Annotated in this window: 15 protein-coding genes; 6 read left to right on the plus strand and 9 right to left on the minus strand. The window is 70.8% G+C overall.

Features of this window, described 5'->3' with window-relative positions; all coding sequences use genetic code 11:
* Nucleotides 1–52 precede the first annotated feature (52 nt).
* From H293_RS0120645 to H293_RS0120655, 3 genes are read right to left on the minus strand one after another with little or no spacing between them, the layout of a single operon-like run.
* Nucleotides 53–1186 carry an Mrp/NBP35 family ATP-binding protein gene (locus H293_RS0120645; protein ID WP_028808041.1) on the minus strand — a complete coding sequence of 378 codons (1134 nt, stop codon included), beginning with the start codon at nucleotides 1184–1186 and terminating at the stop codon, nucleotides 53–55.
* 43 nt (nucleotides 1187–1229) lie between these two features.
* Nucleotides 1230–1838, minus strand: coding sequence for a DUF1003 domain-containing protein (locus H293_RS0120650; protein WP_020119752.1), 609 nt, complete (start codon nucleotides 1836–1838; stop codon nucleotides 1230–1232).
* A complete protein-coding gene (locus H293_RS0120655; RefSeq protein ID WP_020119753.1) occupies nucleotides 1828–3114 on the minus strand; it encodes a magnesium transporter MgtE N-terminal domain-containing protein in 1287 nt (428 codons plus the stop codon). Before H293_RS0120655 ends, H293_RS0120650 begins: the two co-directional genes overlap by 11 nt.
* 226 nt (nucleotides 3115–3340) lie before the next feature.
* Here H293_RS0120655 and H293_RS0120660 point away from each other — a divergent pair, with 226 nt between their 5' ends.
* Nucleotides 3341–4087, plus strand: a complete 747-nt coding sequence (locus tag H293_RS0120660; RefSeq protein WP_028808042.1) for a hypothetical protein — start codon at nucleotides 3341–3343, stop codon at nucleotides 4085–4087.
* Here H293_RS0120660 and H293_RS0120665 read toward each other — a convergent pair.
* Both H293_RS0120665 and H293_RS0120670 read right to left on the minus strand, forming a co-directional pair.
* Nucleotides 4084–4596 (minus strand): hypothetical protein, encoded by a 513-nt coding sequence (locus H293_RS0120665; protein ID WP_020119755.1) that lies wholly within the window; start codon nucleotides 4594–4596, stop codon nucleotides 4084–4086. The genes H293_RS0120660 and H293_RS0120665 overlap by 4 nt on opposite strands.
* 10 nt (nucleotides 4597–4606) lie before the next feature.
* Entirely contained in the window at nucleotides 4607–5725 is a 1119-nt protein-coding gene (locus H293_RS0120670) for a magnesium and cobalt transport protein CorA (protein WP_020119756.1), read from the minus strand.
* Nucleotides 5726–6237: 512 nt separating this feature from the next.
* On the opposite strand from H293_RS0120670, the gene H293_RS0120675 reads away from it, so the two are divergent.
* The gene (locus H293_RS0120675) at nucleotides 6238–6822 is read left to right on the plus strand and encodes a suppressor of fused domain protein (RefSeq protein WP_020119757.1); all 585 of its coding nucleotides are present in this window, start codon (nucleotides 6238–6240) and stop codon (nucleotides 6820–6822) included.
* 41 nt (nucleotides 6823–6863) lie between these two features.
* Here H293_RS0120675 and H293_RS0120680 read toward each other — a convergent pair whose 3' ends face one another.
* On the minus strand, nucleotides 6864–8087 hold the full coding sequence (locus H293_RS0120680) for an MFS transporter (protein ID WP_020119758.1): 1224 nt from the start codon (nucleotides 8085–8087) through the stop codon (nucleotides 6864–6866).
* Nucleotides 8088–8256: 169 nt separating this feature from the next.
* On the opposite strand from H293_RS0120680, the gene H293_RS0120685 reads away from it, so the two are divergent.
* The 3 genes from H293_RS0120685 (at nucleotide 8257) to H293_RS0120695 (ending at nucleotide 10568) form a co-directional block, all read left to right on the plus strand.
* Nucleotides 8257–8898: a DUF6758 family protein gene (locus H293_RS0120685; protein WP_028808043.1), complete on the plus strand. Its 642-nt coding sequence runs from the start codon at nucleotides 8257–8259 to the stop codon at nucleotides 8896–8898.
* Nucleotides 8899–9014: 116 nt separating this feature from the next.
* Nucleotides 9015–9872, plus strand: a complete 858-nt coding sequence (locus tag H293_RS0120690) for a PHP domain-containing protein (RefSeq protein WP_020119760.1) — start codon at nucleotides 9015–9017, stop codon at nucleotides 9870–9872.
* A gap of 90 nt (nucleotides 9873–9962) precedes the next feature.
* Nucleotides 9963–10568 (plus strand): MarC family protein, encoded by a 606-nt coding sequence (locus tag H293_RS0120695; protein ID WP_020119761.1) that lies wholly within the window; start codon nucleotides 9963–9965, stop codon nucleotides 10566–10568.
* 103 nt (nucleotides 10569–10671) lie between these two features.
* Here the strand turns inward: H293_RS0120695 and H293_RS57310 are convergent, their stop codons facing one another.
* A complete protein-coding gene (locus H293_RS57310; protein WP_007384531.1) occupies nucleotides 10672–10824 on the minus strand; it encodes a hypothetical protein in 153 nt (50 codons plus the stop codon).
* A gap of 194 nt (nucleotides 10825–11018) precedes the next feature.
* Here H293_RS57310 and H293_RS0120705 point away from each other — a divergent pair, with 194 nt between their 5' ends.
* The gene (locus H293_RS0120705; RefSeq protein ID WP_020119762.1) at nucleotides 11019–11912 is read left to right on the plus strand and encodes an NYN domain-containing protein; all 894 of its coding nucleotides are present in this window, start codon (nucleotides 11019–11021) and stop codon (nucleotides 11910–11912) included.
* Between the two features lie 18 nt (nucleotides 11913–11930).
* Here the strand turns inward: H293_RS0120705 and H293_RS0120710 are convergent, their stop codons facing one another.
* Nucleotides 11931–12800 carry an alpha/beta fold hydrolase gene (locus tag H293_RS0120710; RefSeq protein WP_020119763.1) on the minus strand — a complete coding sequence of 290 codons (870 nt, stop codon included), beginning with the start codon at nucleotides 12798–12800 and terminating at the stop codon, nucleotides 11931–11933.
* 227 nt (nucleotides 12801–13027) lie between these two features.
* Nucleotides 13028–15460, minus strand: a complete 2433-nt coding sequence (locus H293_RS0120715; RefSeq protein WP_020119764.1) for a DEAD/DEAH box helicase — start codon at nucleotides 15458–15460, stop codon at nucleotides 13028–13030.
* Nucleotides 15461–15708: the final 248 nt, after the last annotated feature.

Genomic DNA, 15708 nt, shown 5'->3' on the forward strand with positions numbered 1-15708 from the left:
ACCTTACCCGGCCCGTGGGACCCCGCTTTATCGCGTGTGCCTCAGAACTTGTTCAGAACTTGTTCCGGGGAGTGATCCCCAAAGACAGCCCCGAAAGGCCCCGCTGCCGTCCCCCCAGCTTCCCCGCGATCGCCCGCAGCGCAGCGCCCGCCGGAGAGTCGGGGTCGGTCAGGACGACCGGCTTGCCCTCGTCGCCGCCCTCGCGCAGGCGGACGTCGATCGGGATCGAGCCCAGGACCGGGACCGTCGCGCCCGTGGTCCGCGTCAGGCCGTCCGCGACCGTCTGGCCGCCGCCCGTGCCGAAGACGTCGACCATCTCGCCGCAGTGCGGGCAGGGCAGGCCGGACATGTTCTCGACCACGCCGACGATCTTCTGGTGGGTCTGGACCGCGATGGAGCCCGCGCGCTCGGCGACCTCGGCCGCCGCCTGCTGCGGGGTCGTCACCACCAGGATCTCCGCGTTCGGGACCAGCTGGGCCACCGAGATCGCGATGTCGCCCGTGCCCGGGGGGAGGTCCAGGAGCAGGACGTCCAGGTCGCCCCAGTAGACGTCCGCGAGGAACTGCTGCAAAGCCCTGTGCAGCATCGGGCCGCGCCACACCACCGGTGCGTTGCCCGGGGTGAACATGCCGATGGAGATGACCTTCACACCGTTCGCCGACGGCGGCATGATCATGTTCTCGACCTGGGTGGGGCGGCCGTCGGCGCCCAGCATGCGGGGCACCGAGTGGCCGTAGATGTCGGCATCCACGACACCGACCTTCAAGCCGTCCGCCGCCATGGCCGCCGCCAGGTTCACCGTCACCGAGGACTTGCCGACGCCGCCCTTGCCGGAGGCGACCGCGTACACGCGGGTCAAGGACCCCGGCTTCGCGAAGGGGACCTCGCGCTCGGTCTGACCGCCCCGCAGGGCCGTCGCCAGCTCCTTGCGCTGCTCGTCGCTCATCACGTCGAGCGTGACGTCGACACGCGTGACGCCCTCGACGGCCGCGACCGCGTCCGTCACGCGCTGCGTGATCGTCTCGCGCATCGGACAGCCGGAGACCGTCAGGTACACGGTGACCGCGACCGCCCCGTCCGCGCCGATGTCGACCGACTTGACCATCCCGAGTTCCGTGATGGGGCGGTTGATCTCGGGGTCGTTCACCGTCGCCAGTGCCTCGCGCACCGCGTCTTCGCTAGCCATACAGACGATGGTACGGCGGTCACGGTCGCCCCCCGCACCCCCGTCAATGGTCGTCTACGTCACGCCCGTGCGGCCGTTCTGCCGGGAATACGACATGCCCGTCGTGCTGCCGTGCCTCCAGTTCCTTCACCAGGTCCTGGAGCTCCGAGCGGATCCAGTCGCGGGTGGCCACCTCCCCGAGGCCGATCCTGAGTGAGGCGATCTCGCGGGTCAGGTACTCGGTGTCCGCGATCGACCGCTCGTTCTGCTTGCGGTCCTGTTCGAGGTTGACCCGGTCCCGGTCGTCCTGCCGGTTCTGCGCGAGCAGGATCAGCGGGGCGGCGTAGGAGGCCTGGAGGGACAGCATCAGCGTGAGGAAGATGAACGGGTAGTTGTCGAAGCGCAGCGGGCCCGGCGCGAAGATGTTCCACAGGACCCAGGCGATGATGACGACCGTCATCCAGACGATGAACCGCCCGGTGCCCAGGAAGCGGGCGATGCGTTCGGAGAGCCGTCCGAAGGCCTCCGGGTCCCATTCGGGGAGCAGCCTGCGCCGCGGCGAGCGCGGCTGGTCGAGGCGGGTGCGGGGACGGCCGGCCGCCGTCGCGCCGGAAGGGGTGCGCTCGCGGGAAGCGGCGCGCTCGCGGTTCGGGGTCTCGCGCTCAGGCGTCATGGTGGGCCACCCCCTCGGCCCCCTCCGCGTCGAACTCCGTCTCCCGCCAGTCCTCGGGCAGCATGTGGTCGAGGACGTCGTCCACGGTCACCGCGCCCAGCAGCGCCCCCGCCTCGTCGACCACGGGTGCCGCGACCATGTCGTACGTCGCGAAGAACCCGGCGATGACCGGCAGCGTCGCGTCCGGGTCGAGGGCCTGGAGGTCGTCGTCGACGAGTGCGCTGACGAGGGTGTACGGCGGGTCGCGCAGCAGCCGCTGGAAGTGGACCGTGCCGAGGTACTTGCCGGTCGGCGTCTCGTCGGGCGGGCGGCACACGTACACCTGGGCGGCGAGGGCGGGGGAGAGGTCGGGGTTGCGGACGCGGGCGAGCGCGTCGGCGACGGTCGCGTCCGGCCGCAGGACGATCGGCTCGGTGGTCATGAGACCGCCGGCCGTGTGCTCCTCGTAGGCCATCAGGCGCCGCATGTCGGCCGCGTCGCCCGGCTGCATCAGGCTCAGCAGCCGCTCCTGCTCCTCCGTGGGGAGCTCGGAGAGCAGGTCGGCCGCGTCGTCCGGGTCCATGGCCTCCAGGACGTCGGCGGCCCGCTCCTCCTTCAGCTTGCCGAGGATCTCGATCTGGTCGTCCTCGGGGAGCTCTTCCAGTACGTCGGCCAGGCGGTCGTCGTCGAGAGCCGCGGCCACCTCGGCGCGCCGCTTGGGGGAGAGGTGGTGCAGGACGTTGGCGAGGTCGGCCGCGCGCAGCTGCTCGAAGGTGGCCAGGAGGCTCTCGGCGCCCTGTCCGTGCTCCTCCAGCGTGAAGCCGGTGACGGCGGACCACTCGACGGTCAGCGCCTCGCCCTTGCGCCGGAAGGCCCCGCCCTTGCCGCCCTTGCGGACGAAGACGCGGTCGATCTCCCAGTCCCGGCGGGCCGGCAGGTGGTGCACCGACGCGTCCAGGACGGTGACCTGTTCGCCCGTCTCCACGAGCGTGACGCGCCGGTCGAGGAGCTCCCCGAAGACCAGGCGCTCGGTGGGCCGTTGCTCGAAGCGGCGGACGTTGAGCACACCGGTGGTGATGACCTGTCCGGACTCGATGCTCGTCACCCGGGTCATGGGCAGGAAGATGCGGCGCCGGGTGGACAGTTCGACGACAAGACCGAGCACCCGTGGCGGCCTGCGCCCCACGCGCAGTACGACGACCAGATCGCGCACGCGGCCCACCTGGTCGCCGTTGGGATCGAAGACGGCGACGCCCGCGAGATGCGAGACGAAGATCCGGGGGGCTCCCGCTGCCATGGCTGTGCTTCCTTTGCGTACGAGGCCGCGTACGGGGGTGCGTACGGGGTGTTTCGTTCGTCGTTCGTTGTCCGGATTGCCCGCTCGGGAGGGCTTAAGGCTAGCCCGTACCGATCGGATACGGCCTGGTGAGGCGTCCGGACGGTCTGGCTCCGCCCGGGGCCCGGGGCCCCGGTACGCTGCCGTACGCCGCTGAAGGACCCTCGTCGGAAAGGCAGCCCCACCTGTGACCGCGATTCCCCAGGGCCGAACCCGCAGGACCGTTGTGGTGGGCGCGATGTGCGCCCTGGTCGTGACGGGAACGGGCCTGACGGGCTGCAGCGAGGACCCCGACGCCGGCACCAACGGGGTCGGCAAACTGCCCGCCGCCCAGATCCAGTCGAAGACGCGAGCGGCCGCCGAGTCCGCCCACGCGCTGCGTCTGTCGGGGAACGTGGTCACCAGCGGGCGCACGTACAGACTCGACATGCGCCTGAACTCCGAAGGCGGCTCGGGTTCGGTCACCGCGGAGGGAGCCACCTTCCAGCTGCTGCGGATCGGCGAGGAGCTGTATCTGAAGGCCGGCGCGGACTTCTGGACGCAGGCCGACGGCAAGGGCGACGACTCGGACGCGACCGCCGACAAGCTCGACGGCAAGTACGTGAAGGTGCCGTCGGGCGACCCGGCGTACAAGAAGTTCAGCGGTTTCACGGACAAGGGCGTTCTCCTCGACGGACTTCTGACCCTGCACGGCAGCCTGGACACCGACGGCCACCACGAGCAGGCGGGTACCCGCACGATCCGGATCACGGGTGACAAGGGCGACGGCGGCACGCTGGACGTCTCCCTGGAGGGTCAGCCCTACCCCCTGCGCCTGGCCCGGGCGGGCGGCGCGGGCACCCTGACCTTCTCGGCCTGGGGCAAGAACTTCCCCCTGACCGAGCCGGAGAAGGACGAGACCGTGGACTACGGCAAGCAGCTGCCGACGTCCTAGCCGCGTTTGCGGCGCTTCAGGAGCAGCCGGGGAAGTCCGGCCGGGACCGGCTCGCGCGTGGTCGCCGGTGTGGGCAGCGGCGGTTCGGCGAGGTCGCCGTCGGGAAGCGCCGCCGTGACGCCGGTCGGCTCCAGCCGGAGCACCCGGCACTCGCGCGACCAACGGCCTGTCATCGCCTCGCCGTCCGGGGCGTTCAGGCGCTTCCCCTTGAGCTCGCCGACCGCCGCCTGCCACGCCTCGGACCCGGGCGCCAGTTCGGCGACTTTCGCCGTCCAGGAGACCAGCCGGCCCCCCTTGTCCTTGCTGCGGACGGTCACCTCGGCGGTGCCCCCGTCGGTCAGCCCCGGCAGCGGCTGCTCCCCGGGCCCGTCACCGACCAGGCACGCGGCGCCCTCGTGCCACACGTGCCACAGGGCGCGGGCCGGACCGCCGGGTCCCGCGACCCAGATGAGGCCGGACTTCTTCGTGGCCTCTTCGACGAGGGCCCGGTCGAGCAGCTCACGTGTCATGAGGCCCACCCTAGAGCCAGCCGTTGCGCTTGAGGGTGCGGTGGATGCCCAGGCAGATGACACCGGTGATCGCCATGATCACCGGATAGCCGAGCTTCCAGTGGGTCTCCGGCATGTAGTCGAAGTTCATGCCGTAGACCCCGCACACCATCGTCGGTACGGCGATGATCGCGGCCCAGGAGGTGATCTTCCGCATGTCCTCGTTCTGGGCGACGGACGCCTGCGCGAGGTTGGCCTGGAGGATCGAGTTGAGGAGCTCGTCGAAGCCGAGGACCTGCTCCTGGACGCGGGCGAGGTGGTCGGCGACGTCCCGGAAGTACTTCTGGATGTCGGGGTCCACGAGCCGCATCGGGCGCTCGCTGAGCAGCTGCATGGGCCGCAGCAGCGGGGCGACGGCCCGCTTGAACTCCAGCACCTCACGCTTGAGCTGGTAGATCCGCGCCGAGTCGACACCGCGCGAGACCTTGCCGCCGCGTCCCGGCGTGAACACCTCGGTCTCCACCTCGTCGATGTCGTCCTGCACCGCGTCGGCGACCGCGACATAGCCGTCGACGACATGGTCGGCGATCGAGTGCAGCACCGCCGAGGGGCCCTTGGCGAGCAGCTCCGGGTCGTCCTGGAGGCGGTGCCGCAGCGCCCTGAGCGAGCCCTGGCCGCCGTGCCGGACCGTGATGAAGAAGTCCCGGCCGGTGAAGCACATGACCTCGCCGGTCTCGACGATCTCGCTGTTGGCGGTGAGTTCGTCGTGCTCGACGTAGTGGATGGTCTTGAAGACGGTGAACAGGGAGTCGTCGTAGCGCTCCAGCTTGGGCCGCTGGTGGGCCTGCACGGCGTCCTCGACGGCTAGCGGGTGCAGCCCGAACTCCCCGGCGATACCGGAGAATTCGGCCTCGCTCGGCTCGTGCAGGCCGATCCACACGAACCCGCCGTCGCGGCGCACCTGGCGCATCGCCTCGTGCGGGCTCAGCTGCAGGTCGGTCTGCACGCGCCGGCCGTCGCGGTAGACGGCGCAGTCGACGACGGCGGAGGGCGTCGAGGGGTCGCGCGTCGCGTCGTACGCGCCGGTGTCCTTGCGCAGCGAGGGACGCGACGGGCGCACGGCGGCACGCAGGTCACGGATCATCGACATGGCAGGCTCCTTCGTGACGGGCAACAAAGGGCCCCGGCGACGGGTGGAACTACCCGGAATGAGGACGTCCTGCAAGGGGTATCCCCGCCCTTGAGGCAGGGGAAGGGTGTTTGGCACGTCCACAAAGCGGGGAGCACCGCACCATCGCGGTGGCGGACTTCGTTACTGACTCAGCTACTGCTGGCGATCAGACAGATCAGGCAAAACGAACGAAGTGCTCTTCCGCACGAAGACGCGAACGTGAGAGGCGGCGGTTGCCGAAAGTCACAGAGCTGCATCAGCGGCCGGAAGAACGAGTGGTACTACCAGGTCGACTTCGATCCATGACAGCCCCACCTCCTCCGGCCGGTCCCTCGTAAGGGACGATCCATTCCCGCAAGGGAGTCTCACAGGCGTAGGGACTCGATGCGCGACGCTTCAGCGTGCTGCCCTGACGACCGGGCCAGAGTACCAGCAGGCCGAAGTGTCAAGGCGCTGCTTTGCCCGGTACTGACGAGTTCTATGCTCGCGGCATGGCAGATGTTCTTCCTCTGGTCGAGGCCCGGTTGCGCAGCGCGCTGGGCGAGCCGGACGCGCGCGCCGCGGTCACCTTCCTCGGTACGGACCGCATCGAGGTGCTCCGCTTCACCGACGGGGACGTCGTCCGCTACGCCACCCTCGGCATGTCGGCCCAGCCGATGGGCGACCCCACCGCGATGCTCGCCGACCCCGTGAAGGGTCCGCGCGCCGAACTGCTGCTGTCCGTACGGTCGGGGCTCGCCGACACCGGCAAGGTGCTCCGCCCGCTCGCCGTGCTCGCCGCGTCCCCGCAGGTCGAGGGTGTGGTCGTGGCTCCGGGCGCCTCGCTCGACGTGGGCGAACCGCTGTGGCCCGGCGCTCCGTTCACGTCGGTCCTGGTCGCCGAGCCGGGCGGTCTGGTCGAGGACCTGGAGCTCGACGAGCCCCTTGACCCGGTCCACTTCCTGCCGTTGCTCCCCATGACGCCGAACGAGGCCGCCTGGAAGCGCGTCCACGGCGCCCAGGCCCTCCAGGAGCGCTGGCTGACGAACGGGACGGACCTCCGGGATCCGTCCCGGAAATCCGTCCCGCTGGAGTGACGTCCGCGTGAGCAAGCTCACCAAGTGGTGGCCGGATGCCGTCAGTTGGCGAAGACGGTGACGCTGTCCTCGGCCGCGTGCCGCGTCTCCAGCTCCTCGGCGTCGTGCGTGAGCGCCTTGCGCCGTACGACGACCACGAGCGCGCCGAGCACCGCGGTCACCGCCGCCACCACGAACGGGATGTGGATGTCGGTCCACTCCTCGATCTTCGGCGCGAAGTAGGGCGCCGCGGCCGCCGCGAACCAGCGCACGAAGTTGTAGCCCGCGCTCGCCACGGGCCGCGGGGCGTCCGACACGCCGAGCGCCAGCTCCGTGTAGACCGTGTTGTTCACGCCGATGAAGGCGCCGGACAGGATCGTGCAGACGATGGCCGTGGTGTGGTCGCCGTAGCCGAGGACGAGCACGTCGACCGCCAGCAGGACGAGGGAACAGCCGAGCACCTTCAGCGAGCCGAACCGCTCCTGCAGACGCGGCGCGGCGAACACCGAGAAGACGGCGAGCAGAACGCCCCAGGCGAAGAACACGGCCCCCGACTTGTAGGGGGTCATGTCCAGCACGAACGGCGTGAAGGCCAGCACGGTGAAGAACGTGTAGTTGTAGAAGAAGGACGAGATCGCGGCCGAGGCGAGCCCGCCGTGGCCGAGCGCCTTGAGCGGGTCGAGCAGGGACGTCTTGCGGGCCGGCTTCGGCTGCTCCTTCAGGAACACCGTGACGCACAGGAAGCCGACGGCCATCAGGAAGGCCGTGCCGAAGAACGGGTAGCGCCAGCTGGCGTCGCCGAGCAGGGCGCCGAGCAGCGGGCCGCACGCCATGCCGAGGCCCAGGGCGGACTCGTACAGTAGGATCGCCGCCGCGCTGCCGCCGGCCGCCGCGCCGACGATGACGGCGAGGGCCGTGGAGACGAACAGGGCGTTGCCCAGACCCCAGCCGGCCCGGAAGCCGACCAGTTCCCCGACCGAGCCCGAGGTGCCCGCCAGCCCCGCGAAGCCCACGACGAGGGCGAGGCCGAGCAGCAGGGTCTTCTTGCCGCCGATGCGGCTGGAGACGAAGCCGGTGACCAGCATCGCGATCGCGGTGATCAGGAAGTACGAGGTGAACAGGAGGGAGACCTGGCTCGCGGTGGCGTCCAGGCCCTGGGCGATCGACGGCAGGATCGGGTCCACGAGTCCGATGCCCATGAAGGCGACGACGGAGGCGCCCGCCGTCGCCCATACGGCCTTCGGCTGGCGCAGGATGCCGCCGGCTCCCGCATCGAAGGGGTCCATGGTCGGTCCTCCACTCCTTGAGATAGTTGGTATATGCACATAGTAAGTTAGGGCGGCTAATTAATGCAAGCTACACCTAGTTCTGCCCGGTGAGGCCAGGGGAACCCGTTCAGTCCGGACGGGTGATCGTCCTTGACGTGGCGGAGCGAGGGTAGGACCGTGGGGCCCTATGAGGGGCGAACCCAGTTGCCCGAAGTGTGGTGGCCGGGTCAGGGCTCCCGGACTCTTCGCCGATTCCTGGCAGTGCGATGTGCACGGGACGGTGCATCCGCTGCAGCCCGTGATCCCGCCCAGCGTCGAGGCCCTCGATGTCGTGGTGCACCGCACGCAGGTACCTGTGTGGATGCCGTGGCCGCTGCCGGTGGGCTGGCTGTTCACGGGAGTCGCCTGCGCCGGTGACGACCGCAGCGGCGGTCGCGCCACGGCCGTTGCGTGCACGGGACCCGGACCGCTCGGGGGCGTCGGCGAGCTGATTCTGGTGGCCGAGGAACTCGGGGTCGGGCTCGGGGCGCGCTACGCGGGGATCGACGGGCCGGATCCGGGGCCGTACATGAACGTGGAGAAGCCGCCGCAGGCGAAGGTGCTCGCCGCCGGCCGGCCGACTCCGCTGTGGCATGTCTCCGGGGCGCCGGAGGACCGGGCGGTGTTCGCGGGGGAGGCGCTGGGGCTGTGGCTGTGGGCCGTGGTGTGGCCCGAGCAGTCCGGGTTGCTGATGTACGACGAACTGGTGCTGACGGATCTGCGCGACGCCGGGGCGGAAGTGGAACTGGTGCCCTGCGGGGCGTTGTCGCCGCGACTGCTGAAGCCCTGACTGTAGGGGTTGTGCCCCCGCTGCGGGTGTGACAGGGGAGCTGGAAAATCTGGTTATCCTTGACCGTCCCCTCTTCTGTTCCTGTTCCTGTTCCGTCAGCGTCTGGAGTTTGTGTCGTGCGTGTCGATCTGCACTGCCACTCCGCCGCGTCCGACGGAACCGACACGCCCGCCGAGCTGGTGCGCAACGCCGCCGCTGCGGGACTGGACGTCGTCGCCCTCACCGATCACGACACCACCCGCGGGTACGGCGAGGCCATCGCCGCCCTGCCCGCCGGGCTGACCCTCGTCACCGGGGCCGAGCTGTCCTGCCGGATCGACGGGGTGTCCATGCACATGCTGGCCTACCTGTTCGACCCCGAGGAGCCGGAGCTGCTCGCCGAGCGGGAACTGGTGCGCGACGACCGGGTGCCTCGGGCGCGCGGCATGGTGGCCAGGCTCCAGGAGCTGGGCGTGCCGATCACCTGGGAGCAGGTGGCGCGGATCGCGGGAGACGGTTCCATCGGACGGCCGCACGTGGCCACCGCACTCGTCGAGCTCGGGGTCGTGCCGAGTGTGTCCGACGCCTTCACGGGCGACTGGCTGGCCGACGGCGGCCGGGCCTACGTACCGAAGCACGAGACCGACCCCTTCGAGGCGATCCGGCTGGTCAAGGGCGCCGGCGGCGTCACCGTGTTCGCCCACCCGGGCGCGAGCAAGCGCGGCCGCACCGTTCCGGAGTCCGCGATCGCCGAGATGGCCGCCGTCGGCCTCGACGGCATCGAGGTCGACCACATGGACCACGACGAGGAGACGCGCGTACGGCTGCGCGGGCTCGCCGCCGACCTGGGACTGCTCGTCACCGGTTCCAGCGACTACCACGGCAGCCGCAAGACGGTCGCCCTCGGCGAGTACACGACGGACCCCGACGTGTACGGGGAGATCACGCGTCGGGCGACCGGTGCGTTCCCGGTCCCCGGTACCGGCGGAATCTGAGGCCCGACCCCGCTCCCCCTCACCCGGCGCCGCAGGCCGTACCCAGGCCCGGCTCCGTGTTCCACCCCTTTCTGTAAGGCCAGTTCCGTCATGTTCGACGCCGCCGTCTTCGGCTCGCTCTTCCTCACCCTGTTCGTCATCATGGATCCCCCCGGGATCACTCCGATCTTCCTCGCGCTGACCGCCGGCCGGCCCGGCAAGGTGCAGAAGCGGATGGCCTTCCAGGCCGTCTGCGTGGCGGGCGGTGTCATCGCCGTCTTCGGTGTCCTGGGCCACCAGATCCTGGACTACCTGCATGTCTCCGTGCCCGCGCTGATGATCGCGGGCGGGCTGCTGCTCCTGCTGATCGCGCTGGACCTGCTCACCGGCAAGACCGACGAGCCGAAGCAGACCAAGGACGTCAACGTGGCGCTGGTACCCCTGGGCATGCCGCTGCTGGCGGGTCCCGGCGCGATCGTCTCCGTCATCCTCGCCGTGCAGAAGGCCCACAGCGTCGCCACGCAGGTCTCGGTGTGGACGGCGATCCTCGCCATCCACGTCGTGCTGTGGCTGGTGATGCGGTACTCCCTGCTGATCATCCGGGTCATCAAGGACGGCGGTGTCGTGCTGGTGACCCGGCTCGCGGGCATGATGCTCTCCGCGATCGCCGTGCAGCAGATCATCAACGGGATCACCCAGGTGGTGCAGGGGAGCTGAGCCCCCGGGCATATTTCCGGGCATGCGCAGAGCCCCCGCCCGGCGTCGATGCCTGGCGGGGGCTCTGAAGCTTCAGCGGTGATCCGCGTCTGTACTGGTCCGGTTATGAGGCCGAGGTGTCGGCCGGACGGATCCAGAGGCGCTGTCCTATGGCGGCGGCCTGCTGAACGATCCGGTTGACGGAGGCGGCGTCCACGACAGTGCTGTCCACGGGCGTGCCGTCGACGTCGTCGAGTCGCATGATTTCGAAGCGCATGGCTTCTCCCTTCGTCTGGTCATCCTCCTGCGGAGAATTACTGCGTACACAGATAGTCAACGGGGTGCGTGTTACAAACATTCCCTACGCTAAAGAAATTTTTCGAACGGCTAACTACTGACCGGTAAGTGAGTCTTCGGAGACTCCTTGGGACCGGTTGTGTTCGCAGCGTGACCGCCTGGACAATGGAGGCGATGAACGACGACCTGACGCCACTGAGCGCCCGCATCGACCGCACGAACGAGCTGCTCACACGCATGCTCGCCGAGGTGGCGAAGACACCCTCGACGCACGCGATCTTCGTCGATGCGGGATACCTCTACGCGGCCGCGGGACGACTCGTCGCCGGCACCGAGGACCGTCGCGCCTTCGACCTCGACGCCGAGGGCCTGATCGAGGCCCTCATCGACCGGGCACGGACCATATTCGCGGACAGCAGACTGCTGAGGGTCTACTGGTACGACGGCGCGAGACGCCGCATCCACACGACGGAGCAGCAGTCCATCGCCGAACTCCCGGACGTCAAGGTCCGGTTGGGCAACCTCAACGCCAACAACCAGCAGAAGGGCGTCGACTCGCTGATCCGCTCCGACCTGGAGTCCCTGGCCCGGCATCGCGCGATCAGCGACGCGGCGCTCCTGGGCGGGGACGAGGACCTGGTCTCGGCGGTCGAGGCGGCCCAGGGGTACGGCGCCCGCGTCCACCTGTGGGGCATCGAGGCACCGGAGGGCCGCAACCAGGCGGAGCCCCTCCTGTGGGAGGTCGACAGCCAGCGCACCCTCGACCTCGACTTCTTCAAGCCGTACGTCTCCCGGCGGACAGGTGTGCCCTACGAGGCGACGGCCACCCGGCCTGCCCGTGAGGACGTCCGTTTCGTGGGCGCTCAGATCGCCGCGAAGTGGCTGGGGGAGCGAGGACGGGCGGCGCTGCAGGAGCTGCTGCCCGGGTATCCCTACCTTCCGGGCTCGGTGGACCAGGATCTGCTGGTGGAGGCGGAGGGGCGTCTCCAGTACTCCCTGCGGGGGCAGGCGGATCTGCGGCGGGCGCTGCGGGACGGGTTCTGGGAGCACTTGCAGGGGCAGTACTGATCGCTCGCCCCCGGCCTCTCATGGATTGACGCTGTCCCAGAAGTCGGCCAGGGCGTGGGCCGTGGGGAGGGGTTCGTCGGCGTTGGGGGAGTGGTCGGCTCCCGGAATCACCGTGCGCCGGGCGCGCAGTCGTACGGCCATGTCGTCCAGGAGGGGCACCGGCCAGGTGTCGTCCTGTGAGCCGGACAGGACGTGGAACGGCAGCGGGACGGCGGCGAGTTCGGTGACCAGGTCCGGCTCCGTGCACAACTGGCGTCCCGTCGCGAGGAGTTGGGCGGGCTTGTTGCCGAGCCAGCGGCGGCGCAGCTGTACGACGTCCCCGATGCCCTTGGCGGGGCCGCCCACCTCCTCCGGTGGGCCCATGGCCAGGATCGCGTCCCACACCTCGGCCATCGTCATCACACCGAGCGCGTCCCGCAGCAGCTTCACCCGCTGCTGCTGCGAGTCGGAGATCTGCGCCGGGCCCGAGGAGACGAGGGTGAAGGAGAGAAAGGGAGAGTGGTCGAGCAGTACGGCGGCACGCGCGATCTGACCGCCCAGGGAATGCCCGACCAGGTGCACGCGGGTGCCGAGCGCGGCGGCCTGGGCGAGCACGTCCCGCGCCAACTCGCCCCGTGCGTAAGCGGATTCGTCGCTCTGCGGCCCGTCCGACTCGAACTGCCCCCGCCCGTCCAGGGCCACGACCCGGTAGCCGCGCGCGGTGAGCGGCTCGTGGAGCAGCGTGAAGTCCTCCTTGCTCCCCGTGAACCCGGGCAGCAGCAGCGCGATGCCCTTGGGGGTGACACCGGGGGCCACGGCCGAGTCCACGGCCGCGAACTCGCCGCGAGTGGTGCGCAGGGGGTAGGCGCGGGCGCCGGGCGGCGGGGTGAAGTCGGCTCGGGTGCTCACGGGGTGAGGGTAGCGGGCGGGGGTGGCGGAACGGTGCCGTAGGGGGCTGAGGGGGGCCGAGGGCGCCTCAGGGCGTCGTCGTCGGGTGGCTGCGGGATCGTCGTGCTTTGGCGCGTCCCCGCGCCCCTGGTGGGGAGCGGCCGGGCGTCGGCTTCCACGGGCCGGTCGGCGCCGGGAACGCCGACGGCCCGGCCCCCGGTGAGGGGCCGGGCCGTCTCGGTGTGGGATCAGCTGTCCGCGGGCTCCGCGGCGGCCGTCTTGCGGGCCCGGCGGCGCGGTGCGGCAGCCTTCGGCTCCTGGTCCGCCTGGGCGGGGATCTCGGCGGTCACCGCGGGCTCGGCGGCCTTGCGGGTGGTACGCCGACGGGGCTTGGTCTCGACCGTGTCCGTGTCCGTGGCGGCCTCGGCGGGGGCCGCGGTGGCTGCCTTGCGGGTGCGGCGCGGCTTGGCCTCGGTGGCCTCGGCCGTGTCCACCGCGGTCTCGGCGGCGGTCGTGGCGGCGGTCGTGGTCTTGCGGGTGCGGCGCGGCTTGGTGGCCGTGCCTTCCGCGGTGTCCACTGCCGCCTCGGCCGCCTTCACGGTGCTCGCCGTCTTGCGCGTCCGCCGGGGCTTGGCCACCTCGGCCGTCTCCGACTCCGGGACCGTCTGGACCGGGATGTCGGCGGTCACGGCGGGCTCGGCGGCCTTGCGGGTGCGGCGGCGCGGCTTGGCCTCGGTGGCCTCGGCCGTGTCCACCACGGTCTCGGCGGCGGTCGTGGCGGCGGTCGTGGTCTTGCGGGTGCGGCGCGGCTTGGTGACCGTGGCCTCCGCGGTGTCCGCGGCGGCTTCGGCGGCGGTCGTGGCGGCGGCCGCCTTGCGGGTGCGGCGCGGCTTGGTCTCCGTGGCCTCGGCCGTGTCCGTGGCGGCCTCGGCGGGGGCCGCGGCAGCCGTCTTGCGGGTGCGGCGCGGCTTCGTGGCCGGCGCCTCCGCCTCCGGAGCGGTCTCGGCGACCGGAGCGGCCGGCGTGACCGGAGCGGTCTCGACGACCGTCTCCACCGCGGCCGGCGTCTCCGCGGACTTGCGGGTCCGGCGGCGGCGCGGCTTGGCCGGAGCCTCCGTGTCGAGGGACGGGCTCTCCGCCGTCGTGATGGCCGACTCCGCGGCCTCGGTCACGGTCGGCTCGACGGCGGGCGCTGCCGTGGTCGCCGTGGCCGGCGCCCCGTCGGACGCTCCGCCGCGGGTGCGGCGACGACGGCGCGGGGTGCGGGTCGTGGTGGCGTCCTCGACCGCGGTGGTCTCGGACGGGGCGACCGCCCCGGCGGGGGCGTTCGCGTCCAGCGGGGTCCCGTTACGGGTACGACGGCGACGGCGGGGCGTACGGTCCGGACGCTCTTGGTCGGCGGAACGGGACTCGTCCCGGCCCCCCCGTCCGCGACCACGGTCACCCCGGTCACGGTCGCGGTCACCGCGGCCGCGTGCACCGCGTCCGCCCGGCTCGCCCAGGTCCTCGAGCACCTCCGCGTCGAGCCCCGCGCGCGTGCGCTCGGCCCGCGGCAGGACACCCTTGGTGCCCGCGGGGATGTTCAGGTCCTCGTAGAAGTGCGGGGAGGTCGAGTACGTCTCCGGCGGGTCGTTGAACTTGAGCTCCAGCGCCTTGTTGATCAGCTGCCAGCGCGGGATGTCGTCCCAGTCGACGAGGGTGATCGCGATGCCCTTGGCACCCGCGCGGCCGGTACGGCCGATGCGGTGCAGGTACGTCTTCTCCTCTTCGGGGCACTGGTAGTTGATGACGTGCGTCACGCCCTCGACGTCGATGCCGCGGGCGGCGACGTCGGTGCAGACGAGCACGTCCACCTTGCCGTTGCGGAAGGCGCGCAGCGCCTGCTCACGGGCGCCCTGGCCGAGGTCGCCGTGGACCGCGCCGGCCGCGAAGCCGCGCTGCTTGAGCTGATCGGCGAGGTCGGCCGCGGTGCGCTTGGTACGGCAGAAGACCATGACCAGTCCCCGGCCCTCGGCCTGCAGTATCCGCGCGACCATCTCGGGCTTGTCCATGTTGTGCGCCCGATACACGTGCTGCTTGGTGTTCGCGACCGTCCTGCCCGCGTCGTCGGGCGAGGTGGCGTTGATGTGCGTGGGCTGCGACATGTAGCGCCGCGCGAGACTGATGACCGCGCCCGGCATGGTCGCCGAGAACAGCATGGTCTGGCGGCGGGCCGGCAGCAGGTTGATGATCTTCTCGACGTCGGGCAGGAAGCCCAGGTCGAGCATCTCGTCGGCCTCGTCGAGGACGAGCGCCTTGATGTGGCTGAGGTTGAGCTTCTTCTGGCCCGCGAGGTCCAGGAGCCGGCCCGGGGTGCCGATGACGACGTCGACGCCCTTCTTGAGGGCCTCGACCTGGGGCTCGTAGGCGCGGCCGCCGTAGATGGCGAGAACGCGGACGTTGCGTACCTTGCCGGCGGTCTGCAGGTCGTTGGTGACCTGCGTGCACAGCTCGCGCGTGGGGACGACGACGAGCGCCTGCGGGGCGTCGGTCAGGTCCTCGGGCTTGGCGCGGCCGGCCTCGACGTCGGCGGGGACGGTGACGCGCTCGAGGAGCGGGAGGCCGAAGCCCAGCGTCTTGCCGGTGCCGGTCTTGGCCTGGCCGATGACGTCGGAGCCCGAGAGGGCGACCGGGAGCGTCATCTCCTGGATGGGGAACGGATTGATGATGCCGACGGCTTCGAGGGCCTCGGCCGTCTCGGTCAGAATCCCGAGATCGCGGAAGGTCGTAGTCAGGGTGCTGCCTCTTCTGTGTGCGCGGTGCGAGGCGAGCGCGGGGGGTCGTCTACCGTGCTGGGGACGTCGGCTGCCTTACGGGCTAAGCCGTAATGGCACGGGACCACTGCCGACGCTCTAGCGCTCGTACCGCTGAGGGTCCCCCTCCGAACGCC

The sequence above is a fragment of the Streptomyces canus 299MFChir4.1 genome (assembly GCF_000383615.1).
GTDB classification, from domain to species: domain Bacteria; phylum Actinomycetota; class Actinomycetes; order Streptomycetales; family Streptomycetaceae; genus Streptomyces; species Streptomyces canus_C.